General features: G+C 72.2%; 24 protein-coding genes. 10 read left to right on the top strand and 14 right to left on the bottom strand.

Annotated features, from left to right (window positions below; genetic code table 11):
* Window positions 1-4: 4 nt before the first annotated feature.
* Window positions 5-922, bottom strand: coding sequence for an L-threonate dehydrogenase (gene ltnD, locus ACFZ8E_RS21940; RefSeq protein ID WP_405043775.1), 918 nt, complete (start codon window positions 920-922; stop codon window positions 5-7).
* Window positions 923-963: 41 nt separating this feature from the next.
* A complete protein-coding gene (locus tag ACFZ8E_RS21935) occupies window positions 964-2,280 on the bottom strand; it encodes an MFS transporter (protein WP_405043774.1) in 1,317 nt (438 codons plus the stop codon).
* A 168-nt stretch (window positions 2,281-2,448) separates the two neighbouring features.
* On the opposite strand from ACFZ8E_RS21935, the gene ACFZ8E_RS21930 reads away from it, so the two are divergent.
* Window positions 2,449-3,456 (top strand): LacI family DNA-binding transcriptional regulator, encoded by a 1,008-nt coding sequence (locus ACFZ8E_RS21930; protein WP_405043773.1) that lies wholly within the window; start codon window positions 2,449-2,451, stop codon window positions 3,454-3,456.
* Window positions 3,457-3,466: 10 nt separating this feature from the next.
* Window positions 3,467-4,147 (top strand): aldolase, encoded by a 681-nt coding sequence (locus ACFZ8E_RS21925; RefSeq protein ID WP_405043772.1) that lies wholly within the window; start codon window positions 3,467-3,469, stop codon window positions 4,145-4,147.
* A 131-nt stretch (window positions 4,148-4,278) separates the two neighbouring features.
* Here ACFZ8E_RS21925 and ACFZ8E_RS21920 read toward each other — a convergent pair whose 3' ends face one another.
* Genes ACFZ8E_RS21920 through ACFZ8E_RS21905 form a run of 4 tightly spaced genes read right to left on the bottom strand, consistent with a single transcriptional unit; the run spans window position 4,279 to window position 8,971 of the window.
* The gene (locus ACFZ8E_RS21920) at window positions 4,279-4,578 is read right to left on the bottom strand and encodes a GIY-YIG nuclease family protein (RefSeq protein WP_243933241.1); all 300 of its coding nucleotides are present in this window, start codon (window positions 4,576-4,578) and stop codon (window positions 4,279-4,281) included.
* A gap of 42 nt (window positions 4,579-4,620) precedes the next feature.
* A complete protein-coding gene (gene pdeM / locus ACFZ8E_RS21915) occupies window positions 4,621-5,334 on the bottom strand; it encodes a ligase-associated DNA damage response endonuclease PdeM (RefSeq protein WP_405044432.1) in 714 nt (237 codons plus the stop codon).
* Window positions 5,335-5,366: 32 nt separating this feature from the next.
* The gene (locus ACFZ8E_RS21910) at window positions 5,367-8,018 is read right to left on the bottom strand and encodes a ligase-associated DNA damage response DEXH box helicase (RefSeq protein ID WP_405044431.1); all 2,652 of its coding nucleotides are present in this window, start codon (window positions 8,016-8,018) and stop codon (window positions 5,367-5,369) included.
* Window positions 8,015-8,971 carry an alpha/beta hydrolase gene (locus tag ACFZ8E_RS21905; RefSeq protein ID WP_405043771.1) on the bottom strand — a complete coding sequence of 319 codons (957 nt, stop codon included), beginning with the start codon at window positions 8,969-8,971 and terminating at the stop codon, window positions 8,015-8,017. Before ACFZ8E_RS21905 ends, ACFZ8E_RS21910 begins: the two co-directional genes overlap by 4 nt.
* Window positions 8,972-9,197: 226 nt before the next feature.
* Here ACFZ8E_RS21905 and ACFZ8E_RS21900 point away from each other — a divergent pair, with 226 nt between their 5' ends.
* Window positions 9,198-9,542 carry a DUF6460 domain-containing protein gene (locus ACFZ8E_RS21900; RefSeq protein ID WP_147844799.1) on the top strand — a complete coding sequence of 115 codons (345 nt, stop codon included), beginning with the start codon at window positions 9,198-9,200 and terminating at the stop codon, window positions 9,540-9,542.
* Window positions 9,543-9,625: 83 nt separating this feature from the next.
* Entirely contained in the window at window positions 9,626-10,900 is a 1,275-nt protein-coding gene (locus ACFZ8E_RS21895) for an MATE family efflux transporter (protein ID WP_405044430.1), read from the top strand.
* Window positions 10,901-10,910: 10 nt separating this feature from the next.
* Here the strand turns inward: ACFZ8E_RS21895 and ACFZ8E_RS21890 are convergent, their stop codons facing one another.
* Window positions 10,911-11,240 carry a hypothetical protein gene (locus ACFZ8E_RS21890; protein WP_243933247.1) on the bottom strand — a complete coding sequence of 110 codons (330 nt, stop codon included), beginning with the start codon at window positions 11,238-11,240 and terminating at the stop codon, window positions 10,911-10,913.
* 198 nt (window positions 11,241-11,438) lie between these two features.
* Here ACFZ8E_RS21890 and ACFZ8E_RS21885 point away from each other — a divergent pair, with 198 nt between their 5' ends.
* Together ACFZ8E_RS21885 and ACFZ8E_RS21880 are read left to right on the top strand one after the other, a co-directional pair.
* Window positions 11,439-12,323, top strand: a complete 885-nt coding sequence (locus tag ACFZ8E_RS21885) for a CoA ester lyase (protein WP_147729473.1) — start codon at window positions 11,439-11,441, stop codon at window positions 12,321-12,323.
* A 117-nt stretch (window positions 12,324-12,440) separates the two neighbouring features.
* Window positions 12,441-12,836 (top strand): hypothetical protein, encoded by a 396-nt coding sequence (locus tag ACFZ8E_RS21880; RefSeq protein ID WP_243951411.1) that lies wholly within the window; start codon window positions 12,441-12,443, stop codon window positions 12,834-12,836.
* Between the two features lie 232 nt (window positions 12,837-13,068).
* Here ACFZ8E_RS21880 and ACFZ8E_RS21875 read toward each other — a convergent pair whose 3' ends face one another.
* Genes ACFZ8E_RS21875 through ACFZ8E_RS21865 form a run of 3 tightly spaced genes read right to left on the bottom strand, consistent with a single transcriptional unit; the run spans window position 13,069 to window position 16,510 of the window.
* Window positions 13,069-13,839: a class I SAM-dependent methyltransferase gene (locus ACFZ8E_RS21875; protein WP_244033324.1), complete on the bottom strand. Its 771-nt coding sequence runs from the start codon at window positions 13,837-13,839 to the stop codon at window positions 13,069-13,071.
* Between the two features lie 59 nt (window positions 13,840-13,898).
* Window positions 13,899-14,204: a hypothetical protein gene (locus ACFZ8E_RS21870; RefSeq protein ID WP_244033325.1), complete on the bottom strand. Its 306-nt coding sequence runs from the start codon at window positions 14,202-14,204 to the stop codon at window positions 13,899-13,901.
* Window positions 14,201-16,510 (bottom strand): FdhF/YdeP family oxidoreductase, encoded by a 2,310-nt coding sequence (locus tag ACFZ8E_RS21865; protein ID WP_147727908.1) that lies wholly within the window; start codon window positions 16,508-16,510, stop codon window positions 14,201-14,203. Before ACFZ8E_RS21865 ends, ACFZ8E_RS21870 begins: the two co-directional genes overlap by 4 nt.
* A 161-nt stretch (window positions 16,511-16,671) precedes the next feature.
* Between ACFZ8E_RS21865 and ACFZ8E_RS21860 the strand changes: the two genes are divergently transcribed.
* Complete coding sequence (locus ACFZ8E_RS21860) at window positions 16,672-16,953, top strand: hypothetical protein (RefSeq protein WP_405043770.1); 282 nt, start codon at window positions 16,672-16,674, stop codon at window positions 16,951-16,953.
* Between the two features lie 80 nt (window positions 16,954-17,033).
* On the opposite strand, the gene ACFZ8E_RS21855 is transcribed toward ACFZ8E_RS21860, so the two are convergent.
* Complete coding sequence (locus tag ACFZ8E_RS21855) at window positions 17,034-18,122, bottom strand: quinone-dependent dihydroorotate dehydrogenase (RefSeq protein WP_405043769.1); 1,089 nt, start codon at window positions 18,120-18,122, stop codon at window positions 17,034-17,036.
* On the bottom strand, window positions 18,119-18,466 hold the full coding sequence (locus ACFZ8E_RS21850) for a DUF952 domain-containing protein (protein WP_405043768.1): 348 nt from the start codon (window positions 18,464-18,466) through the stop codon (window positions 18,119-18,121). Before ACFZ8E_RS21850 ends, ACFZ8E_RS21855 begins: the two co-directional genes overlap by 4 nt.
* Window positions 18,467-18,655: 189 nt before the next feature.
* Here ACFZ8E_RS21850 and ACFZ8E_RS21845 point away from each other — a divergent pair, with 189 nt between their 5' ends.
* From ACFZ8E_RS21845 to ACFZ8E_RS21835, 3 genes are all read left to right on the top strand, one after another.
* Window positions 18,656-19,288 (top strand): helix-turn-helix transcriptional regulator, encoded by a 633-nt coding sequence (locus tag ACFZ8E_RS21845; protein WP_147727904.1) that lies wholly within the window; start codon window positions 18,656-18,658, stop codon window positions 19,286-19,288.
* Between the two features lie 336 nt (window positions 19,289-19,624).
* On the top strand, window positions 19,625-20,716 hold the full coding sequence (locus ACFZ8E_RS21840) for an ATP-binding protein (protein ID WP_405043767.1): 1,092 nt from the start codon (window positions 19,625-19,627) through the stop codon (window positions 20,714-20,716).
* Window positions 20,717-20,858: 142 nt separating this feature from the next.
* Window positions 20,859-21,827, top strand: coding sequence for a TIM44-like domain-containing protein (locus ACFZ8E_RS21835; protein WP_147860223.1), 969 nt, complete (start codon window positions 20,859-20,861; stop codon window positions 21,825-21,827).
* Window positions 21,828-21,861: 34 nt separating this feature from the next.
* On the opposite strand, the gene rsmA is transcribed toward ACFZ8E_RS21835, so the two are convergent.
* Both rsmA and pdxA read right to left on the bottom strand, forming a co-directional pair.
* On the bottom strand, window positions 21,862-22,725 hold the full coding sequence (gene rsmA / locus ACFZ8E_RS21830; RefSeq protein WP_405043766.1) for a 16S rRNA (adenine(1518)-N(6)/adenine(1519)-N(6))-dimethyltransferase RsmA: 864 nt from the start codon (window positions 22,723-22,725) through the stop codon (window positions 21,862-21,864).
* Window positions 22,726-22,831: 106 nt separating this feature from the next.
* Window positions 22,832-23,950, bottom strand: coding sequence for a 4-hydroxythreonine-4-phosphate dehydrogenase PdxA (gene pdxA, locus ACFZ8E_RS21825; protein WP_405043765.1), 1,119 nt, complete (start codon window positions 23,948-23,950; stop codon window positions 22,832-22,834).
* Between the last annotated feature and the right edge of the window lie 26 nt (window positions 23,951-23,976).

Here is a 23,976-nt window from a genome sequence, read left to right as displayed (position 1 = left end):
CTCCTCAGCGCTTCGCGGCCGGCAGGGTCGCGCCCGAGACCTGGGCGTAGAGCCGCGCGACGGAGGCGTCGTCGTCGCGGCCCATCCCCGAGCCCGACGCCATCAGGAACATCTGCAGGGCGGCGGCCGCCACCGGCACCGGGTACTTCTCGGCGCGCGCCATGTCCTGCACGATGCCGAGGTCCTTGACGAAGATGTCGACCGCGCTTCTGGGGCTGTAATCGCCGTCGAGGACGTGCGGCATCCGGTTCTCGAACATCCAGGAATTGCCGGCCGACTTCGTGATCACCTCGTAGACGCGGGCGAGGTCGAGGCCCTGCTTGGCGGCGAAGCTCATGGCTTCCGACGCGGCGGCGATGTGCACGCCCGCGAGCAGCTGGTTGATCATCTTGAACGCCGCGCCCTGGCCGGCTTCGTTGCCGAGCTCGTAGAGCGTGCCGGCCATCGCATCGAGCGCCGGGCGCGCCGCATCGAAGGCGGCGGCCGAGCCGGAGGCGAGGAAGGTCAGAGCCCCGTCGGCGGCGCGCGCCGCGCCCCCGCTCATCGGCGCGTCGAGGTAGTGCCGGCCGGTGGCCTCGAGCCGCGCCGCCAGCCGCCGGGCGACGGCCGGGTCCATGGTCGCCGAGGAGACGAACACCGCGCCCTCCGGCATCGCCGCCGCGGCGCCGGCCTCGCCGAACAGCACGGCCTCGGTCTGGGCGGCGTTGACGACGACGCAGATCACGACGCTCGCGCCCTCCGCCGCTTCGGCCGGGCTCGCCGTGCCGCGCCCGCCGGCCGCCGAGAAGCGGTCGACCGCCTCGGGGTTCACGTCGCAGGCCGCGACCGTGAAGCCGGCCCGCAGCAGCGAGGCCGCCATGCCGAAGCCCATCGAGCCGAGGCCGATCACCGCGGCGTGCCGGGCGGAGGAGGGTGCTGTCATCGGGGATATCCGGTCGGGGGTCTGCGGAAGGTGCGCCGGTTTCAGCGGTTCACGAGGCGCTTGGGCGTCACGAAGGTCGCGACCGAGCCGAGCACCAGCATGGCGGCGAGCGCGTACATGCCGGTGGCGGTGTTGCCGCTGTAGTCCTTCAGGGCGCCGATCACGTAGGGGCTGGCGAAGCCCGCGAGGTTGCCCACCGAGTTGATCAGCGCGATGCCGGCGGCGGCGCCCGCCCCCGACAGGAACGCGGTCGGCATCGACCAGAACAGCGGCGCGCAGGTGAGCACCCCGCCCGCGGCGATCGAGAGCGCCATGATCGCGATCACCGTGCTGCCGGCGGTGGCGGCGACGACGAAGCCGACCGCGCCGCAGAGCGCGGGCACGATCAGGTGCCAGCGGCGCTCGCGCATCCGGTCGGCGCTGCGCCCGAGCAGGATCATCACGAACACCGCGAACAGGAACGGGATCGCGCTGATCAGGCCGATGTTGAGGTTGCCCTGCACGCCGGTGGCTTTCACCAGCGTCGGCATCCAGAAGGTCAGGCCGTACTGGCCCGTGACGAAGCAGAAGTAGATGAAGCTCATGAACCAGACGCGGCCGTTCCGGAACACGGTCGCGATCGAGTGCGGGCTCGCCTCCTTGCCGACGTTGTCGGCCGCGATGTCGCGCTCGATCACCGCCTTCTCGGGGTCGGTCAGCCACTTGGCCTCGGAGGCCCGGTTGTCGAGGTAGAAGAACACCGCGATGCCGACCAGCACCGCCGGCACCGCCTCGATCACGAACATCCACTGCCAGCCGGCGAGCCCGTGGGCGCCGTTGAAGGCATCCATGATCCAGCCCGAGAGCGGGTTGCCGAAGATGCCCGAGACGGGGATCGCGGCCATGAACACGGCGATGACCTTGGCCCGGCGATGCGCCGGGAACCAGGCCGTCGTGTAGAGGATCACGCCCGGGTAGAAGCCCGCCTCGGCCAGCCCGAGCAGGAAGCGCATGACGTAGAAGGTCGTGGCGGAGTTCACGAACAGGAACGCACCCGAGATGATCCCCCAGGTGACCATGATCCGGGCGATCCAGATCCGCGCGCCGACCCGGTGGAGGATCACGTTCGAGGGCACCTCGAACAGGAAGTAGCCGACGAAGAACACGCCCGCGCCGAAGCCGTAGACCGTCTCGCTGAAGCCGAGGTCCTGGGACATCTGCAGCTTGGCGAAGCCGACGTTGACCCGGTCGAGGTAGGCGACGACGTAGCAGAGCATCAGGAACGGCACGAGGCGCCAGAACACCTTGGTATAGGTCTGCTCGACGAAGTCCTTCGACGGCACGGCGCTGCCCGGCAGCACGGCGGCTGGTGAACTCATGGCGTCCTCCGTCGCCGACGTCTTGGCGTGCCGGCGTTCTGCTTGGTTCCGCACCGTTTCCCGGCGCTTGAAACCTGCCTATCTCAGTTTGGCAGCGCTGCCAATCAGCTTGCGGGTGACAGCGATGCTCGATATGTCGCTGAGCGCATCGCCACGCGAAGGGCCTCCATGAACCTGCATCGGCGCCTCGTGACGCTGGCGGACGTCGCCCGGGAGTCGGGGTTCGGCGAGAGCACGGTCTCGCGGGTGCTGCGCAACCAGGGCTCGTTCTCGAAGCGCACCGCAGACCGGGTGGCCGCGGTCGTGGCCGAGCTCGGCTACGTGCCGAACCGGCTGGCCGGGTCGCTCGCGGGCAACGCGGCGTCGGCCGGCTCGCAGCTCGTCGGCATCGTGATCCCGTCGCTCGCCAACATCGTCTTCCCCGACCTGCTGCGCGGGCTGACGGGGGCGCTCGACCGCACCGGCTTCCAGAGCGTGATCGGCGTCTCCGACTACGATCCCGACCGCGAGGAGGCGCTGGTCGGCGCGCTGCTGTCGTGGCGCCCGGCCGGTCTCGTCGTCACCGGGGTGGAGCACAATCCCGGCACCGTCGCGCTCCTGCGCGCCGCCGGGATCCGCGTGGTCGAGATGATCGACACCGACGGGCCGGGCCTCGACCTCGTCGTCGGCTTCTCCAACCGGGCGGTCGGCGAGGCGAGCGCCGCGCACCTGCTCGGGCGGGGCTACCGCCGCATCGGCTATGTCGGCCACGACATTCTTCGCGACCTCCGGGCGGGGAAGCGGCTCGCGGGATTCGAGGCGGCCCTGCAAGGCGCGGGGCACGGGCTGATCGACCGTGAGGTGGTCGCAGAACCGTCCTCCGCCACGGCGGGGCGCGCGGCGCTCGACCGGCTGCTCGACCGCACGTCGGACCTCGACGCCGTCTACTTTTCCAACGACGACATGGCGCTCGGCGGCTACTTCTGCTGCCTGGCGCGCGGCTGGTCGATCCCGCACCGCCTCGCGCTGTTCGGCTACAACGGCCTCGACATCACCGCGGCGATGCCGCAGCCGCTCTCGACCATCCGCACGCCGCGACTGCGGATCGGCGCTGTCGCCGCCGAGCGCCTGGCGGCCGGCGGCCCGGCCGAGACGATCGACCTCGGCTTCGAACTGATGGAAGGCGCGACCGCATGAGTCAGGCCCGATGAGCGAATCCACCCTGCGCGAAAGCATCTGCCGCTACGGGCGCTCGCTGTTCGAGCGCGGGCTGACGCCGGGCTCCTCGGGCAACATCTCCCTTCGGCTCGATGACGGGGGCTGGCTGGTGACCCCGACCAACGCCTCGCTCGGCTTCCTCGACCCGGCCCGGATCTCGCGTCTCGACGCGACGGGACGGGTGGTCTCCGGCGACACGCCGACGAAGGAGATCCCGCTCCACACCGCGCTCTACGAGAGCCGCGCCGAAGCGCGCGCCATCGTCCACCTGCACTCGACGCACGCGGTCGCGGTGTCGATGCTGCCCGAGATCGACCCGAAGGCGGTGCTGCCGCCGCTGACGCCGTACTACCTGATGCGCACCGGCGGCACGGTGCTGGTCCCGTACTACCGCCCCGGCGACCCAGGCGTCGCCGACGCGATCCGGGGCCTGGCGGGGAAGTACAGTTCGGTGCTGCTCGCCAACCACGGCCCGGTCGTCGCCGGCGCGAGCCTGGAGGCCGCAGTCTTCGCCACCGAGGAGCTCGAGGAGACGGCCAAGCTCTACCTGCTCCTGCGCAACCTCAACCCGCGCCATCTCAGCCCCGCCCAGGTCGCCGACCTCGTCCAGCATTTCGGGCTGACGTTGCCGGAGCACGAGGGGGAGGGACACGGATGTGCTTCGTCCTGAAACCGCCCCGTCATTCCGGGGCGCCGAAGGCGAGCTCGGAATCCAGAATCACAGGTCGTTCCCCAGATTTCACCGATAGCGGATCTAGATTCCGGGCTCCGCTCCGCGGCCCCGGAATGACGGGGAGATGTTCAGAGGCCTGTCCTCCCCGCGAGCGTTGGGTAAAGATCGGACCATTCGGGATTGAGGTCTTCGATCAGCCGGATCTTCCAATCGCGGCGCCACTTCTTCAGCGCCTTCTCGCGATCGATGGCATCGACGATCCGATCGTAGAACTCGTACCAGACGAGGCGATCCACGGCGTAAGTCGCTGTGAAACCGCGATTGCGTTTCACTTTGTGTTCGTGGACGCGCCGCGCGCGATCGTTCGTGACGCCGAGATAGAGCGTCCCGTGGCGACGGCTGGCGAGCATGTAGACCGCACGCGACATGGCTGACGATCCTCGAATCGCCGATCCAGCATCGCGAAAACCTCAATCCTTCGCCAGCATCGACCGCCCGATCGAGAACACCCGGCCGTCGCCGAGGAGATGCGCCGTGAACCCCGCCGAGAACAGCGGCTCGAACGCCGCGTCGCGGACGTTGAGGCCGCCGGCATAGGCCCCGAAGGCCGGCATCACCAGGCGGGTGCCGTCGGTGACGAAGCAGCGGCGGCGCACCGCGCGTCCGCGCATCGCGACCTTGCCGCACGGGTGGAGGTGGCCGGCGATCTCGCCCGGCGCCGCGCCCGGGGTCGGCTCGTGGCGGAGGGTGAGGCCGCCGAGCGTCATCACCTCGGCGTAGCGACCGCCGACGCCCTCGCTCACGGCGGCGTCGTGGTTGCCGGCGATCCAGACCCAGTCGCGGCCCTGCTGCAGGGCGGCGACCATCGCCCGGTCGCCGGGCTCCATCCGCTCGGGGCCGCGGGAATCGTGGAAGCTGTCGCCGAGCGCCACGATGCAGGCCGGGTCGAAGCGCGCCACCGCCTCGTGCAGGCAGGCCAGCGTCTCGCGGGTGTCGTAGGGCGGCAGGAACTGGCCGGTGCGGGCGGCGTAGGCCGAGCCCTTCTCGAGGTGGAGGTCGGAGACGATCAGCGTGCGGTGATCGGCCAGCCACAGGCCGCCGCACCGGTCGAGGGTGAGGGTCTCGCCGGACAGCTGCAGGCCGGGGGATTTTTGATTCTTCTCGAGTCTCAGGCCGAGCGCCAAGATGGTGTCCTCGTCGGTAGGGAAGGGCGGCGTCACCCCAGCGCCTCCTCGAGAAGCTGGGCCTCGGCCTCGGCCAGGATCTCGTCGGCGCCCTCGCCGTAGACCCGTTCGCGCCCGATCTCCAGCATCACAGAGACCGAGAGCGGCGAGACCCGGTCGAGGGCCTTGTGGGTGATTCGCCCCTGGATGCGCTCCAACATCATGCCGAGCCGCCTCACGTCGAGGAGTCCGGTTGCCGCATCCTGGCGCGCGGCGCGCATCAGCAGGTGGTCGGGCTGGTGCTTGCGCAGCACGTCGTAGATCAGGTCGGTGGAGATCGTGACCTGCCGGCCGGTCTTCTTCATGCCGGGATGGCGGCGCTCGATCAGCCCGGCGATGACCGCGCATTGGCGGAAGGTGCGCTTCATCATCGAGGATTCGTCGAGCCAGGCGTCGAGGTCGTCGCCGAGCATGTCCTGGGCGAACAGGTCTTCGAGGAAGGCGGGATCCCGGGCGATCCGCTCGGACAGGTCGCGGGTCATGAAGATCGCGATGCCGTAATCGTTGGCGGCGAAGCCCAGCGGGCGCAGGCCGGCGCGCTCCAGCCGCCGGGTCAGCAGCATGCCGAGCGTCTGGTGCGCGAGCCGGCCCTCGAACGGGAACGCCGTGAGGTAGTGGCGCCCGGCCCGCGGGAAGGTCTCGACCAGGAGGTCGCGCTCGCCCGGCAGCAGCGAGCGGCTGCGCTGGAGGAGCAGGTAGTCGGCGACCTGGCGCGGCAGCCGGTCCCACTCGAACGGGTCGGCGATGATCGCGCGGACGCGGGCGGCGAGGTAGGTCGAGAGCGGGAACTTCGAGCCGGCATAGGACGGGATCGCCGGGTCGGTCCCGGGCCCGGCGCGCGTGGCCATCGCCTCGTCCTCGGCCAGGCCCTCGAAGCGCAGCACCTCGCCGGCGAACAGGAAGGTGTCGCCCGGCGTCAGCGTGTCGGCGAAGTCCTCCTCGATCTCGCCGAGCACCCGGCCGGTCTTCGGCAGCACGGTGTTGGGCTTGCCCCGCATCGCGCGCGCGAGGCGGACCTTCACCTTGGCCGCCTCGACGATGGTGCCGATGTTCATCCGATACTGCTGGGCGACGCGCGCGTCGCGCACCCGCCACAGCCCGTCCGGCCCGCGCAGGATCTTGGCGAAGCGCTCGTAGGCGCGCAGCGCGTAGCCGCCGGTGGCGACGTAGTCGACGACCGCCTCGAAATCCTCCCAGGACAGGGTGGCGTAGGGGGCGGCCGAGATCACCTCGTCGTAGAGCGCCACCGGGTCGAACGCGTCGGCGCAGGCCATGCCGAGCACGTGCTGGGCGAGCACGTCCGGCGCGCCGAGGCGGGCGTCGGGCGTGTCCTGCGCCGCCTCCTCGACCGCGTCGAGCGCCGCTTGGCATTCCAGGATCTCGAAGCGGTTGCCGGGGACGAGGTAGGCCTTCGACGGCTCGTCCATGCGGTGGTTGGCGCGCCCGATCCGCTGCATGATCCGGCTCGCCCCCTTCGGCGCGCCGACGTTGACCACGAGGTCGACGTCGCCCCAATCGATGCCGAGGTCCAGCGTCGCGGTGCAGACGATCGCCCGGAGCGAGCCCGCCGCCATCGCCGCCTCGACCCGGCGGCGCTGGGTGGCGTCGAGGGAGCCGTGATGGAGCGCGATCGGGAGCACGTCGTCGTTGAGCCGCCACAGCTCCTGGAAGGTGTACTCCGCCTGGAGTCGGGTGTTGACGAAGACCAGCACCGTGCGGTGCGCCCGGATCAGGTCGTAGATCGCCGGCATGGAATGCCACGCGGTGTGCCCGGCGAGCGGCAGGGTCTTGCCGGTGTCGAGCAGGTGCAGGTCGGGCGCCGCGCCGCCGGCGACGACGACGAGGTCGGCCATGCGTGGCCCTTCCCCTCCCCCCCCTGCGGGGGAGGGTGGGCCACGCGTGAGCGAGGGTCGGGAGAGGGGAGCGACATTTCCGGAAGCGGCGCTCTCCTCTCCCGACCCGCTTCCCTGGCCACCCTCCCCCGCAGGGGGGGGAGGGAAGGCGGCGTTCTGCGGCACGAGGTACTTCCGCAGCTCGTCCGGCTCGCGCACCGTCGCCGACAGCCCGATCGCGGTGAGGCCGGGGCTGAGGCGGTGCAGGCGGGCGAGCGCCAGGGACAGCAGGTCGCCGCGCTTCGAGGTGACGAGGGCGTGGAGCTCGTCGAGGACGACGCAGCGCAGCCCGGAGAAGAACTCGGTCGCCTCGCGGTGGGCGATGAGCAGGGCGAGCTGCTCGGGCGTGGTCAGCAGGATGTCCGGCGGCCGCTCGATCTGGCGGGTGCGCTTGTGCGACGGGGTATCGCCGGTGCGGGTCTCGATCCGCAGCGACAGGCCGATGCCCTCCACCGGCGCGTCGAGGTTGCGGGCGATGTCGACGGCGAGCGCCTTCAGCGGCGAGATGTAGAGCGTGTGGAGCCGGCGCCCGGAGGGCTTCGCCCGGCTCTGCGACAGCGCGACCAGGCTCGGCAGGAAGCCGGCGAGCGTCTTGCCGGCGCCGGTCGGGGCGACGAGCAGCGCCGAGCGGCCGGCGCCCGCGATGCGCAGCAGGTCGAGCTGGTGCGGCCGCGGGGCCCAGCCGCGCGCGGCGAACCAGGCGGCGAAGGCCGGCGGCAGGGCGCTCGGGTCGGCCGCCGCGCGCCGGCTCAGGCGAGCGCCATCAGGAAGCGGTCGATCAGCTCCAGCGCCCGCTCCGTCATCGCGCCGGGATAGCGGATGAAGACGTGGCAGCCGCCGGGATAGACCGCCGTGTGGCCGCCGTTGCCCGCCGCCGCCCAGCGGGCGGACATGTAGAGCGTGTCGTCGAGCAGCGGGTCGCAGGTCCCGACGGTGAACAGGGCCGGCGGCAAGCCCTTGAGGTCGGCGTAGATCGGCGACACGTCCGGCCGGCGCCGGTCGATGCCGTTGCGGACGTAGCCGTCGGCGAAGGCGGTGAGGTCGGTGGTGTTGCACACGAGGCGCTCGTCGCCCCAGTTGCGCACCGACGGGGTCAGCCCGAGGTCGAAGAAGCCGGCGTTGAGGTTCGCGCCGCGGAAGGCGCGCGGAAGCCGGTGCTTGTCGCGCAGGCGCAGCAGCACCATCACCGCGAGGTGCGCCCCGACCGATTCGCCGCCGATGGTCAGCGCCGAGATGCCGAACTCGGCCTTGCCCGGGCCGGCGAGCCAGAGCGCCGCCGCCTCGCAATCGAGGAGCGCCGCTGGGTAGGGATGCTCGGGGGCGAGGCGGTACTCGATCGAGAGGCAGACGAAGCCGCAGGTGTCGGCGATCCGCTCGAGCCACGGGTCCTGCTCGTCGGCCGAGCCCCAGACCCAGCCGCCGCGGTGGATGTGCAGGTAGGCGCCGCGCAGCTTCACGCCGGCCCGGGGGCGGATCACCCGCAGGTTCAACGGGCCGCCGGGGCCGTCGATCGTCATGGTCTCGGCGCGGGCGCTGCGCGGCATCGCGGGCGAGGCGGGCGTGCCGGCGCGGCGCCGCGCGCGCACCTCGGCGATGGGCAGCGACCACGGGTCGGCCTGCGCCGCGTGCGCCGCGACGATCTCGGCGTTGAGGCGCTTGGTGTCCGGATCGATCGTCGCCGGGTCGAACAGGGCGTGGTCGATCATGGGGCGTTTCGTCTCGTCTCTTGGGGCTGCGCGGGGCGAGGCGTCACGGCATCCGCGAATTCCGAACCCATCTTGGCGCGCGAGCGCCGCATTGCCATCTCGGTTCGGCCGGCGAAACCGCCTAACGCCCGAACCACGATCCGGTTTCGCGCCCGGTGTGGTGCATCCGTCACGGTTCCGCCGGCTTCGGACGGTTGGAAGACCTTCATCCCGCAAAGGAATGTCGATGATCGTCGAGCACGACCCGCGCCGCCCAGGCCAGAACTATTCGGGAGACCCCTACCAGGGACCGCCGCCGGGCTATCGCGCTTCGGCCCTGCGCCGCTTCCTCGGCGGCTCGCCGGCCGGCGTGTTCCTGCGGCTGCTGTTCCTCTCGGTCCTGGTCGGCGCCTTCATGGCGATGCTCGGGCTGACCCCGGCGCGGCTGTTCTGGCAGATCTACGACGCGGCCCGCGCGCTGATCGATCTCGGCCTCGCCACCTTCCACGATTTCGGCGGCTGGATCCTGGCCGGCGCGGTGGTGGTGGTGCCGCTGTGGCTCATCTCGCGGCTGTTCGCGGTCTCGCGGTAGGCTAGTCTCCACCGCGACCCGGAGGCCGCGTGATCCCAATCGAGCCCATCACCGGCCGGCGCGTGCTCGCGCTCGCCCTGCCGATGACGATCGCCAACGTCACCACGCCGATGCTCGGCTTCGTCGGCGCCACGGTGATCGGGCGGCTCGGCGACGCCGCGCTGCTCGGGGCGATCGCCCTCGGCGCCGTGATCTTCGACGCGCTGTTCTGGTCGTTCGGCGCGCTGCGCATGGCGACCGCCGGCCTCACCGCGCAGGCGGTCGGCGCCCGAGACGGCGCCGAGGTCGACCGGACCTTGGCGCGCGCCCTCGCGGCGGCCCTCGTCGCCGGCCTCGCCCTGGTCGTCCTGCAAGGACCGATCGCGGCCGCCGCCTTCCGGATCACCGGCGCGAGCCCCGCGGTGATCGCGGGGCTCGCGACCTACATCCACATCCGCATCCTCTCGGCGCCGTTCGCGCTGGCGAACTACGCCGTGCTCGGCTCGGTGCTCGGGCGCGGCCGCACCGATCTCGGCTTGCTGCTGCAGGTGGCGATCAACCTGGTGAACATCGGCCTGACGCTCGCGCTGGTCCTCGGCCTCGACCTCGGCCTGTCCGGCGCCGCCCTCGCCACCGTGATCGCGGAGGCGGCCGGCCTCGCCCTCGGCCTCGCGATCCTGGTCCGCCTCGGCTCGAAGCCCTGGCGGGTGCCGTGGTTCGAGGTCCGCGATCCCGTCGCGCTGCGGCGCACGCTCGCGGTCAACGGCGACGTGATCGTGCGGACGCTGGCGCTCGTGTCGGGCATCGTCCTGTTCTCCTCGCTCGGCGCACGCCAGGGCGACGCGGTGCTGGCGGCCAACGCGGTGCTGTGGAATCTGTTTCTGATCGGCGGGTTCTTCCTCGACGGCTTCGCCACCGCCGCCGAGGCCCTGTGCGGGCAGGCGGTCGGCGGGCGCGACGCCGGCGGGTTCCGCAAGGCGTCGGCGCTGTCGCTCGGCTGGTGCCTCGGCTTCGGCCTCGGCGTCAGCCTGCTGGCGCTCGTCGGCGGCCACGCCTTCATCGACTTCGTCACCACGAGCGAGCCGGTGCGCGCGGTCGCGCGGCGCTACTTGCCGCTGGCCGCCGCCCCCTTCGTCGCGGCGCTGCCCTTCGCCTACGACGGCATCTACATCGGCGCGACCTGGACGCGGGCGATGCGCAACCTGATGCTGGCCGCGCTCGCCGCCTATTGCGCCGCCCTCGTGCTCGTGCAGGGCCTGAATCTCGGCAATGCCGGCCTGTGGCTGGCCTTCCTCGCCTTCCTCGGGGCGCGCGGCATCGGGCAGGCGCTGGCATATCCGGGGCTCGCCCGGCGGACGTTCCTCCCGGGCCGCGCCTGAGCGGCCCGCCTCAGCGCGGGTCCTTCCAGGTGGTCGGCGCGGACCCGGCCGGCGGCACCGCCTCGACCCGGCGCTGCACGCTGCGCCGGGCCGGCGCCTCCGCGCGCCGCTGCCGGACGAGGCGGGCGCGCCGCATCCGCGGGCGCCGCGCCCGCTCGCTCGAGGAGCCTACGACGCCCCCGATCACCGCCCCCGCCACCGCCCCGATCGGGCCGGCGACGAGCGCGCCGGCGACCGCGCCGGAACCGACGCCGACCACCGTGTTGCTGGCGGCCGAGGCCGGCCCCGGCAGGGCGAGGCCCGCCGTCAGCATCAGCCCGAACAGTGCGTGTCGCAGCATGGTCTTGCCCTTCGATCGGTGGCGTTTCCCCAGCCCTTGGCCGCGGAACGTGACCAAAGCGGGGCCCGGCCGTTGCACGAACGACACGGCGTCGGCGGTTTCGATTGCGCCGGAATCTCCGGGTTTCGGCGCCGTGGCCCCTGGTCAGGCGAGTGCGTTGCGGTAGGGTCGCGCGATTTTATCCGGGGTCCCAGCCGAATGTCCGATCTCCGCCTCCGCCGCAGCGTCCTCTACATGCCGGGCTCGAACCAGCGTGCGCTCGACAAGGCGAAGACCCTGCCGGCCGACTGCCTGATCCTCGACCTCGAGGACGCGGTCTCGATGGAGGAGAAGGATCTCGCCCGCGATCAGGTCTGCGCCGCGGTCAAGAGCCGTGCGTACGGCGACCGCGAGCTGATCATCCGCGTCAACGCCCCCCAGACGCCGTGGGGCGAGAAGGACCTGCGCGCGGCGATCGAGGCGCGGCCGGACGCGATCCTGATGCCGAAGGTGTCCTCGCCGGCCGTGCTCGAGAGCATCGCCGACCACCTCGAGGCCCTCGACGCGCCGGACGACATCGCGGTCTGGGCGATGATCGAGACGCCGGCCGCGATCCTGAACATCCAGGACATCGCCCGCGCCAGCCGCGACCGGCGCACCCGGCTCACCTGCTTCGTGCTCGGCACCAACGACCTGGCCAAGGACACCTGGGCTCAGCTCGTGCCCGGCCGCGTGCCGATGCTGCCGTGGATGATGTTCACCCTCGCCGCGGCCCGCGCGTCCGGTCTGACGATCCTCGACGGCGTGTGGAACGACATCGGCGACGTCGAGGGCTGCCGCGCCGAGTGCCGTCAGGCGCGCGACCTCGGCTTCGACGGCAAGACGCTGATCCACCCCAACCAGCTGGAGCCGGCCAACACCTCCTTCGCCCCGACCGAGGAGGAGGTCCGCCGTGCCCGCCTCGTGCTCGAGGCCTTCGACCGGCCGGAGAACGCCAAGCGCGCGGCGATCAAGGTCGAGAACCGCATGTACGAGCGCCAGCACGTCGGCATGGCCAAGCGCGCGGTGACGTGGTCGGAGGCGATCAAGGCCAAGGGGCAGTGAGGGGACGGGCGGCCGACGAATGGCCGCTTTCGGTAAGCGCCGATCGCGTGAAACGCGCAACGCGCACCACACGCCGTAGCCATCTCCGACGCTGCGGCAACGCGAAGGGTCAAGCTCATGCTGAGCGCGATCTCTCGACCACTGGCGGCCGCTCTCGCGGGAAGCGCCCTGCATGGAACCGTAGCGCTCGCGCAGCCAGCCGAGTGCGGCAAACTTCAAGAGATGCTCGAGGAACGCAGGGCGTTCGTGGCGGCGGTGAATGCCGGTTCGAAGTCGGCGATCACGAAGACGCCTGAGGCGACCTGCGCACTGTTCGGTGATCTGCAGCGGAATGGCGCCATTGCGATCGCCTGGATCGAAACGCATCGGGCGTGGTGCGCGATTCCCGACGCGTTCGCCGAACGCTTCAAGGCCGATCAGATGAAGACCCTCGCGATCGGCGATCGGGCGTGCGGCCTCGTTCGCCCCGCGCCTCTGCAGATCGATCCGCTGCCGGCTCATCCGAGAGGATGACGGCGCCGATCGTGGCAATCGTCGTGTTCGCTTCGGGGAAAGAGCTGGAGCATTCCAGGGCGAGGTTGCTTCCGGTTCGCGTGCAGAAAACGCGACCGCCCAAATGGAGCCATTCCCGTGATCCAGGGATCACGGACATCGCTCGGGAGTTCGATATTCCTCCCGCGATGAGGTCTCCCCTTCCTGGCTCGTGACAACGTCCTGGGCTGTTCCGGCATCAAATCGCGACCGGTCAGCCCGATGCCGTGCAGTGGAACGCCACCGTCTCGTAGGGGTAGGCCACGCTGTCGTGCCCGGCGAGGTCCGGCGTGGCGGCGATCAGCCCCCGTATCTCGGCGGCGACGGCCGCCTGCTCGCCCGGGGGCAGGGCGGCGATGAAGCTGACCGAGAGCGCACGGCCGACGATCACGTCCTCCGGCGGTCCGACGTGCCGGTGCGGCAGGCGCCGCTCGTGCAGGGGGCCGAAGCCTGGGCCGGGGACCACCGCGCGCCAGTTTTGCGTGCGGTAGCGCGGGGTGTCGTCCTCGTAGGCGTCGACGATCCGCGTCAGCGCCGCGACCCAGGGCACGGATTCGTCGCGCACGTTCCAGACCAGCCCGAGCGTGCCGCCGGGGCGGAGCACGCGGCGGATCTCGGCGAGCGCCGCCGGGGTGGAAAACCAGTGGAAGGACTGCGCGCAGACGACCGCGTCCACCGAACCGTCCGCGAGGGGGATGGCCTCCGCATGCCCCGGATGCGCCGCGACATCGGGATTTCGCGCGGCGAGCCGTGCCAGCATTTCCGGCACCGGCTCGACGGCGACGACGCGCGCCCCGGTGGCGGAGAGGCGCGGGGTGAACTTTCCGGTGCCCGCGCCGAGGTCGAGCACGGTGCGGCCGGGGCCGAGCCGCAGGTCGTCGCGCAGCCAGCCGTCGAGGGCGGGCGGATAGTCCGGGCGGCCGCTGACGTAGGTGTCGGCCTGGGCGGCATAGCCGGCCGCGGCCGACCGGTGGATCGTGTCCATCCCGAGCCCTCGCTTCCCTCGAACGCTGCCCCACGGGTTCGCCGCCCCGCAGGCATGCGTCAAGCCGGGTCGGCCGCCGCGGCGGCGACCAGGGCCGTGCCGTCCCCGGTCAGCGCGTAGTGCGCCCGGCCCGACCGGGCGTCGCGCCGGCCCACCGCGAGGAGCCCGGCTTCCTCCAGGGCGGTGACGGCGCGCAGCGCGTGGGCGTGGGCGACGTCGAGGGCCTTGGCGAGGCCGCGGCTGTCGGCGGCCAGGCCGCCCTGTGCCGCCCCCAGCAGCACGGCCTCGATCGATCCGAGATCCGGCCGCCGGCGGGCGATCGCGTCGACCAGCGCGAGGAACGCGGCGTCGTCAGCCTCGCTCAAGCCGCCGCGGCCGCTTCCGCGCGCCCGCGCACCGTGACCAGCACCGACTTCGAGGTCGGCGTGTCGCTCTCGGCGCCGAAGGTCGAGAGCGGCACCAGCACGTTGAGCTCGGGATAGTAGCCGGCCAGACTCCCGCGCGGCATGTCGAACGGCACCAGCCGGAAATCCTCGGCGATGCGCGACGTGCCGTCCGCATGCAGTCCGACCACGTCGACCCGCTCGCCGAAGCTTTCACGCAGGGTCGCGAGGTCGTCCGGGTGGCAGAAGATCACCCGGCGCTCGCCGTAGACGCCGCGGTAGCGGTCGTCGAGGCCGTAGATCGTGGTGTTGTACTGGTCGTGGCTGCGGAAGGTCTGCAGCACGAAGGTGTTCTCGGCTGCCGAGGCCACCTGGTGCTCGGTCGCCTCGGGGAGCGCGTCGGCGGAGAAGTTGGCGTGGCCGGTGGCGGTCTCGAACACCCGCTCGGCGGCGAGATTGCGCAGCATGAAGCCGCGCGGGCGCCGCACCCGGACATTGTAGCCGGTAAATCCCGGGATCGTGCGCTCGATCCGGTCGCGGATGCGGTCGTAATCCTCGGCCATCTCCGCCCAGTCGATCCGGCCCGAGCCGACGGTGGCCGCGGCCATGCCGGCGATGATCGCGATCTCCGAGCGCAGCTCCTTCGAGGCCGGCTTGTTGATGCCGCCCGAGCCGTGGACCATGCTCATCGAATCCTCGACGGTCACGATCTGAGTCTTGCCGGCGGCGTTCCGGTCGATCTCGGTGCGCCCGAGGCAGGGCAGCACGTAGGCGACCCGGCCCGGCACCAGGTGCGAGTGGTTCAGCTTCGTCGCGATGTGGACGGTCAGCTCGCACGAGGCCAGCGCCTTAGCCACCAGGGCCGTGTCCGGCGTGGCGCGGGCGAAGTTGCCGCCGAGGCCGATGAAGGCCTTGGCGCTGCCGTCGAGCATCGCGCCGATGGCGGCCAGCACGTTGTGGCCGTGCCGGCGCGGGGCTGCGAAGCCGAACTCGCGCTCGAGCGCGTCGAGCAGGGCGGCCGGGGGCTTCTCGTTGATGCCGACCGTGCGGTCGCCCTGCACGTTCGAGTGGCCGCGCACCGGGCACAGGCCCGCGCCGGGCCGCCCGATGTTGCCGCGCAGGAACATCAGGTTGGCGATCTCGCGCACCGTCGCCACCGAGTGGCGATGCTGGGTCACGCCCATCGCCCAGGTGGCGATCGACTTCGACGAGGCGACGTAGATCGCCGCCACCTCCTCGAGCACGGCGCGGGCGAGGCCCGACTGGTCCTCGATCGCATCCCAAGTCGTCGCGTCGACCGCGGCGCGGTAGGCGGCGAGGCCTTCGGTGTGGCTGTTGAGGAAGGCGCGGTCGAGCACCGAGGGGCGGCCGGCGGCGAGCGCCGCGTCGTCGGCGGAAAACACCGCCTTGGCGATGCCGCGGAAGGCGGCCATGTCGCCGCCGAGCCGCGGCTGCAGGTAGTGGCTGGCGATCGGCCGGCTCGCGCCGCGCAGCATCTCGACGGTGTTCTGCGGGTCGGCAAAGCGCTCCAGGCCGCGCTCGCGCACGGGGTTGAACACGACGACCTTGGCGCCGCGCTCGGCGGCCTTGCGCAGGTCGGCCAGCATGCGCGGGTGGTTGGTGCCGGGGTTCTGCCCGACGACGAAGATCGCGTCGGCCTTCTCGAAATCCTCCAGGAGCACCGTGCCCTTGCCGATGCCGATGGCCTGGCCGAGCCCGATGCCGCTGGCCTCGTGGCACATGTTCGAGCAGTCGGGGAAGTTGTTGGTGCCGTAGGCGCGGGCGAACAGCTGGTACAGGTAGGCGGCCTCGTTCGAGGCGCGGCCGGAGGTGTAGAACTCGGCCTGGTCCGGGTGGTCGAGGCCGCGCAGCGTCGCGCCGATCTCGGCGAAGGCCGCATCCCACGTCACCGCGACGTAGCGGTCGCTCGCGGAATCGTAGCGCATCGGATGGGTGAGGCGGCCCTCGCCTTCGAGGGCGTAGTCGCTCCAGCCGCGCAGCTCGGTCACGGTGTGGCGCGCGAAGAACTTCGGCGGCGTGCGCTTGTCGGTGGCCTCCCACGACACCGCCTTCACGCCGTTCTCGCAGAACTCGAACGACGAGCCGTGCTCCGGGTCGCCCCAGGCGCAGCCGGGGCAGTCGAACCCGTCGGGCTGGTTCGCCTTGAGCAGGGCGCGGGCACCCGAGAGCGGGGAGCGGCTGCCAAGGAGATGCTTGCCGCAGCTCTTCAGCGCGCCCCAGCCGCCTGCGGCCGAGGAGCGCTTGGGCGTGGCGACGGGGTCGGTCATGACGGGGCCTGAATCGGGTTTCGCGCGTGGCGATCACGCACTTGCGAGATAAGAGACCGCGTGGGTGCTTCTCAATCGTGCCCCGGCGCACCCCCCTCATGCGTCCGGCACGCGGGCATTTTTAACGGTTCTCGTTTCCGGACACGGCGAAGGGTCGGTCGATGCAGGCACGGGTTCGGATCGTCGCGGCGCTGGCGGCCGGCTGCGCGGTCGCGATCGCGATGATGGCGCACGACCGCGCCCGAGATGCCGCCTGGGCCGTCACGGCGAGCCAGATCGCCGACGCGCGGGCGCACGGCAAGCCGGGGGTGGAGATCGCACCCGGTCGCTTCGTCGCGGAGCCGCTCCCGAGCGAGGGGGCCGCGCTGCTGCCGGTGAAGTGGGGTCTGATCGGCGCCGTCGTCGCCGGCGCGGTGCTGGTCGGGACCCGGCGGCGTGTGTGAGCGGGCGGCAAGCGCTCCCGTGACTGCAAACGAAGCCGCGCCTTCCCTCCCCCCTCTGCGGGGGAGGGAAGGGCGCCGGTCTAAGCCGCCTTGGACAACGCCGTCGCGTCGCGCCCGACGATGTCGGCCAGGCTCGCCAGCCCCTCCGCCCGCATCCGCTCAAGCAGGCCGCGCTTGATCGTGGAGACGAGGCCGGGGCCTTCGTAGACCAGCGCCGAGTAGAGCTGCAGCAGGCTCGCGCCGGCGCGGATCTTGGTCCAGGCGGCCTCGGCCGAGTCGATGCCGCCGACGCCGACCAGGGGCAGCCTGTCGCCGACGCGCCGGTAGGTCTCGGCCAGCATCCGCGTCGAGGCCGCGAAGAGCGGGCGGCCGGACAGGCCGCCGGCCTCCCCCGAGAGCTTCGTCTCGGTGAGCGAGGCCGGCCGCGCGATCGTGGTGTTCGAGACCACGAGCGCCTGAACCCCGCGGCGGATCGCGGTCGCGCAGATCGCATCGAGCGCGTCCAGCGTGATGTCGGGGGCGATCTTCAGGAGGATCGCGGCCTTCGTGCCGTTCCGGGCTGCGGCCGCGTCGCGGGTCGCGACCACGCGGGCGAGCAGGTCGTCGAGGAAGGCCTCGCCCTGGAGGTCGCGCAGGCCCGGGGTGTTGGGCGACGACACGTTGACGGTGACGAAGTCGACCAGCGGCGCCAGCCGCCCGGTGCAGGCGACGTAGTCGGCGAGCCGGTCGGTCGCGTCCTTGTTGGCGCCGATGTTGACGCCGACGATCCCCGGCCGCCCGGCCCGCGCCCGCAGGCGCTCGGCGACGACGTCGAGGCCGGCGCTGTTGAGCCCGAAACGGTTGATCACCGCCCGGTCGCCGGGAAGCCGGAACACCCGCGGGCGCGGGTTGCCGGGCTGGGGCTTCGGCACCACGCCGCCGACCTCGACGAAGCCGAAACCCAGGCCGAGCAGGGCGTCGGCCGCCTGCGCGCCCTTATCGAAACCCGCCGCGAGCCCGACCGGATTCGGAAACCTTCGGCCGAACACCTCGACCGCGAGCCGTGCATCGTCGGCCGGCGGCGTGCGGGCCGGCAGCAGGGTCAGCGCGCGAACGGTGAGGTTGTGTGCGTGCTCCGCGTCGAGGCCGTGGAGGGCCGGGCGAAGCAGCGGGAACAGGGCGCCGATCATGCCGGCATGTCCGCGGGCAGCGCGGGCACGCCGTCGGGGCCGAGCGGCAGCGCGCTCACGCTGCGTACCGCGTCGAGGGGCAGGTCGCCGTAGAGGTGCGGGAACAGATCGCCACCGCGGGAGGGCTCGAACCGCAGCGCGGGGCCGAGCGCCTCCGCCTCGACGGCGACGAGCACGAGGTCGTTCTGTCCGGAAAAGTGCCGCCGCGCGGTCTCCGCGAGCTGCGCGGCTGTGGAAAAGTGGATGAAACCGTCGGCCCGGTCGATCCCGGCGCCGGTGAACCGGCCGAGGCCCTCCGCGTCCCGCCAAAGCGTCTCGGGACAGATCTTGTAGATCAGCGTCATCGCGGCACCCGGTTTCCGATGCGCCGTCGATAGGGTGCCGGGCCGCCTCCTGGCAACCGTTTCGGGGTGCGACCGGGCCAGCGGAACGGCGTGGATCACCCATTCGGCCGATTGCCTTTTTCAATCCGTAGTTCTACTTTCCTACAACTAGGCCGTGCGTCTCAGCGGTCGTTTTCGCCTTGGTCACGCATGCTGTCCCACGAGCAGATTTGGAATGCCATCGACCGTCTGGCCGAGCGCCACGGCTTTTCGCCATCCGGCCTCGCCCGACGTTCCGGCCTCGACGCCACCAGTTTCAACCGATCCAAGCGCGTCGGCGTCGACGGCCGCAAGCGCTGGCCCTCCACCGAGTCGGTGTCGAAGGTGCTGGCCGCGACCGGCGCCAGCCTCGACGACTTCCTGCGGCTGATCGAGGCGCGCGAAGGGCCGCCGCGCGCGACCGTTCCGCTGATCGGCCTGACTCAGGCCGGCGCCGGCCGCCAGTTCACCGACGAGGGCATGCCGACCGGCGGCCCCGGCTGGGAGGAGATCGAGTTTCCCGATCTCGGCGAGGAGCGCGCCTTCGCCCTGGAGGTGCAGGGCGATTCGATGCTGCCGCTGTTCCGCGACGGCGACGTGTTGATCGTCTCGCCGTCGGCGGGCGTGCGCAAGGGCGACCGCGTGGTGGTGCGGCTGCATTCCGGCGAGGTGCTGGCCAAGGAACTCCGCCGGCGCACCGCGCGCACGGTCGAGCTCGCCTCGCTCAACCCCGAGCACGAAGACCGCAACCTCAACGTCGGCGAGATCGCCTGGATCGCCCGGGTGATGTGGATCCGGCAGTAGAGGCTGTCGGGGGGCGGTCGGTCCTCCGCTCCGTCGTCCCGGGGCCGCGCAGCGGAGCCGGGGATCCAGACCCGTCGGCGGCGCTTTCCCGAGCACGGCCTGTGGTTCTGGATACCGCGTTCGCCTTCGGCGCCGCGGAATGACGCGATTGTGTTGAAGGGCCTGAGGCCCGACGCAGCCCCGGATGGGGCCTGCGAGAGACGGTGGACCCGCTTCGGCAGTTGGGCGCCCGACCGCCGCCGCGTCCCGCGGCCGCGCTTCAGGCTTGGCCGTCCGGCGCGATGCGGCTATCGCTGAGCGCGTCGGGGCCGTCGCTCCGCGAGGCCGGACGAGAGCATGGCAGAGCCCGACGCGGACGCCTTCGACGAACCGGCGCTCGAGGCCGGCTGGACCGCGCTGCTCGATGCCGCGGCGCCCGCCTTCCTGTTCGACCCGCGCCGGCCCGACGCGCCGATCGTGCACGCCAACCCGGCCCTGCTGCACCTCGCCGGGCTGGAAGCCGCGGCCCTGGTCGGGCGGAACGTCCGGCTTCTGGCAGCCGACCGCCGCACCCTCGACGACGGCGCCGAGTTCCTGGCGGCGCGCGGCGACGGCTCCACCTTCTGGGCACGCCTGACCCTCGGTCCCATCGCCGGGAGCCCGTACCGCCTCGGGCAGGTCTTCGACGTGACGCGCCGGCGCGACGCCGAGAGCGCCCTGGTGCTGTCGCGACAGCGCGAGGCGCTGGGGCTGCTCACCAACAGCGTCGCGCACGAGTTCAACAACTTCCTCCAGATCCTGATCGGCTACATCGACGGGCTGAAGCGCCGGCTCGGCGACAGCCAGGAGCCGTTCATCCAGCGGGCGATGAGCCGCTCGACCGATGCCACCGAGCGTGCCGCGATCCTCACGCGCCAGCTGCTGGCCTACTCGCGCAAGATCGCCCCCGACGTGCGCCCGATCGACCTCGACGCGCTCGTCGCCGCGACCGCGGAGCGCCTGCGCCCCGGCCTGCCCGCCGGCGTGCGCCTGGAGGTCGCCGGCACGCCCGGCCTGCCGCGGGCGATCAGCAACCCGCTCCAGGTCGAGCTGGCGCTCGGCCACGTCGTCACCAACGCCTGCGAGGCGATGCCGGACGGCGGCACGATCCGGATCGAGAGCTTCCACATCGCACCCGGCGACCGGTCGGTCCAGCGTCCGCAGGACGGCGCGGTCGGCATCCGCATCGCCGACACCGGCGCCGGCATGTCGCCGGAGATGCTGGCCCGGGCGCTCGCGCCCTTCGCCACCAGCCGCGAGGCCGGGCGCGGGGCGGGGCTGGCCATCGTCCACGGGCTGATGAAGCGGCAGAACGGCACCATCGCCCTGGACAGCCGGGCGGGGGAGGGCACGCAGGTGCGGCTGGTGTTTCCGGCCGCGCCCGAGCGGGCCGCATCCGGCCCGCACTGACGATTCGTTCGCGATGCTGCGGAAAACATCGCGGACCGACGGACTAAAACCCCGCGCCCCGCGTCACCATCTTAATCGTCGGCGCTCGCGCCAGGACGTTTGACGACGTCCACGACGTTTCGAGATGATTAGAGGCGTATCGATGCTCACCTCCACCACGCGCCGCAAGCGTGCGGCGACCATCCTGGCGCTGGCGGCCGCGCTGACGGTCGCGGCGCCCGCCGTCGAGGCCCGGCCGGGCGGCGGCGCCAGCATGGGCTCGCGCGGCTCGCGCACGTTCAACGCGCCGTCGGCCACCACGACCGCCCCGAGCGCGGCGCCGATGCAGCGCACCCAGACGCAGCCCTCGCCGGGCATGACCAACCCCGGCATGCAGGCCCCTGCCGCGCGCCCCCGCTTCGGCGGCGGCTTCATGGCCGGCCTGCTCGGCGCCGGCCTCCTCGGCGCGCTGCTCGGCGGCGGCTTCTTCGGCGGGCTCGGCGGCATCGCCTCCATGCTCGGCCTGCTGCTGCAGGTCGGCCTCGTGGTGCTGCTCGTCTCCTTCGCGGTGCGCTGGTTCCGCCGCCGCAACGGAGAGCCGGCCGCCGCGGGCGCGCCCTACGCCCGTTCGGGCATGGATCCGAACGCGGCCGGGGGCGGCAATCCCGGCCTCGGCGGTTCGGCCGGCGCCGGCGGCATGATGGGCGGCGCCCAGCGTCCGCCGCAGCAGCGCCCGGTGCAGATCGGCCCGAACGACTTCCAGTCGTTCGAGCGCCTGCTCAACGAGGTCCAGGATGCCTATTCGCACGAGGACATGGTCGGCCTGCGCAACCTCGCGACGCCGGAGATGGCCGGCTACTTCGAGGAGGAGCTGCGCGGCAATGCCGCCCGCGGCGTCGTCAACCGCATCTCGGACGTGAAGCTGCAGCAGGGCGACCTGTCGGAATCGTGGGGCGAGGGCGCGCAGGACTTCGCCACGGTGGCGATGCGCTACACCCTGAAGGACGTGACGATCGACCGGAACAGCAACCGCGTCGTCTCCACCGAGCCGGGCGAGGCGACCGAGTTCTGGACCTTCGTGCGCACGCCCGGGCGCCCGTGGATCCTCTCGGCGATCCAGCAGACCCGCTGAGACGCCACGCTTCGACGAAACCGGCCGGCGTCCCTCACGGGGCGCCGGCCTTTCTATGCGCGTCCCAGAGGTTGGCGAGCCAGACGAAGCCGGCCACCGGCACCTCCTCGGCCCGCGCGGTCTCGGCGATGCCGGCCTCCGCGAGCAGGGCGATGGGCTCCGGCGTCAGCCCCTTCAGGCTTTGGCGCAGCATCTTGCGGCGCTGCCCGAAGGCGGCGCGCGTCACCGCCTCGAGCGCGCCCGCCCGGCAGGGCAGGGGGGCGGCGCGCGGGACGATGCGCACGACGCTCGAGGTCACCTTCGGCGGCGGCACGAAGGCGGAGGGCGCCACGTCGAACAGGATGTCGCTCTGCGTGCGCCAGCCGCACAGCACGCCGAGGCGGCCGTAATCGGCCCGCTCCGACTCGTCGGCGACGATGCGCTCGGCGACCTCGCGCTGGAACATCAGCGTGGCGGAATCCCACCACGGCGGCCAGGCCTCGCCGTCGAGCCAGCCGGTGAGCAGGGCGGTACCGACGTTGTAGGGCAGGTTCGCCACGATCCGCGCCGGCCCGTCGCCGATCAGCGGCCGCGGGTCGAAGGCCAGGGCGTCGGCGTCGACGACCGTCAGCCGCCCGGGATGGTGCGCCGCGATCTCGGCCAGGGCCGGCAGGGCGCGGGGATCGCGCTCGACCGCGATCACCCGCGCGGCGCCCTCGGCGAGCAGCGCCCGCGTCAGCCCGCCGGGCCCCGGCCCGACCTCCAGCACGGTGACGCCCGCGAGCGGGCCGGCCGCGCGGGCGATCCGCCCGGTAAGGTTGAGGTCGTACAGGAAGTTCTGGCCGAGCGCCTTCTTCGGCTCCAGCCCATGCCGCGCCACCACCTCGCGCAAGGGGGGCAGGCCGTCGGGGGCGGTCATGAGGAGCGTGAGTCCAGGTGCGCGCCGACACGGCTCAGGCGCCCGCGTCTCCCTCCCCCCTCTGCGGGGGGAGGGAAGGGGCGTTCGGCGTTTCGAAAAACGATGCTCACAGCTCGTCCTCCGCATCGAAATGCGCGGCCGGGGCGGAGCGGGGGCGGCCGGCATAGGCGTTGAGCGGGATCACGTCGGCGGTGCGGCCCGCGCCGCCGGCCCGCGCCGCGGCGGTGCGGGCGAGGTGGTCGGCCAGACGGATCGCGGCGATCAGGCTGTCGGGACGGGCGAGGCCCTTGCCGGCGATGTCGAAGGCGGTGCCGTGGTCCGGCGAGGTGCGCACGAAGGGCAGCCCGAGGGTGACGTTGACGCCGTCGTCGAAGGCGATGGTCTTCACCGGGATCAGCGCCTGGTCGTGGGTCGGGCAGAGCGCCACGTCGTAGGTCTGCCGCGCCCGCGCGTGGAACAGGGTGTCGGCCGGCAGCGGCCCGCGGATGTCGATGCCCTCGGCACGCAACCGCGCCACCGCCGGTGCCAGCACGTCGCGGTCCTCGTGGCCGATCGTGCCGGATTCGCCCGCATGCGGGTTGAGGCCGGCCAGCACCAGACGCGGCGCTTCGAGCCCGAAGCGCTCGGTGAGATCCCGGGCGACGATGCGGGCGGTCTCGACCACGAGATCCTGCGTCAGCAGCCCCGGCACGTCGCGCAACGGCACGTGGATCGTCACCGGCACGACCGCCAGCGTCTCGCTCCAGATCATCATCACCGGGCGCGGCGGGGTGCGGCCGGGCGCGACCGCGAGCGCCGCCAGGAACTCGGTGTGGCCGGGATGGGCGAAGCCCGCCCGAGTCAGCACGAACTTGGCGATCGGGTTGGTCACCACCGCGCTGGCCCGGCCCGCGCGGACGAATCCGACGGCGGCGGTGATCGACTCGATCGTCGCCCCGGCCGTGACCGAATCCGGGACGCCCGGCTCGGCTTCGGTCTCGCTGCCGCTCGGCAGCGCCACCACGGGAAGCGCGCGGGGAAACACCTCGGCCGCCGTCTCGGGGTCGATCTCGGCCACCGGCACGGGCAGGCCGAGCCGGTTGGCGGTCCGCTCGACGAAGGCCGGGTCGGCGACGAGGAAGAAGGCGGGGAGTGGATCGCGCGGCGTGCTGGCGAGCCAGGCCGCCAGCGCCAGTTCCGGTCCGATCCCGGCGGGGTCTCCGAGCGTAAGGGCGAGGGGGAGCATCGGGGTCGGCGGGGTTAGGCGGCGGG

Origin of the sequence: Methylobacterium sp. HMF5984 (assembly GCF_045033435.1) — a bacterium.
Lineage (GTDB): Bacteria > Pseudomonadota > Alphaproteobacteria > Rhizobiales > Beijerinckiaceae > Methylobacterium.
The sequence above is the reverse complement of the archived record's forward strand: the minus strand, read 5'-3'. Positions and strand labels throughout refer to the sequence as shown.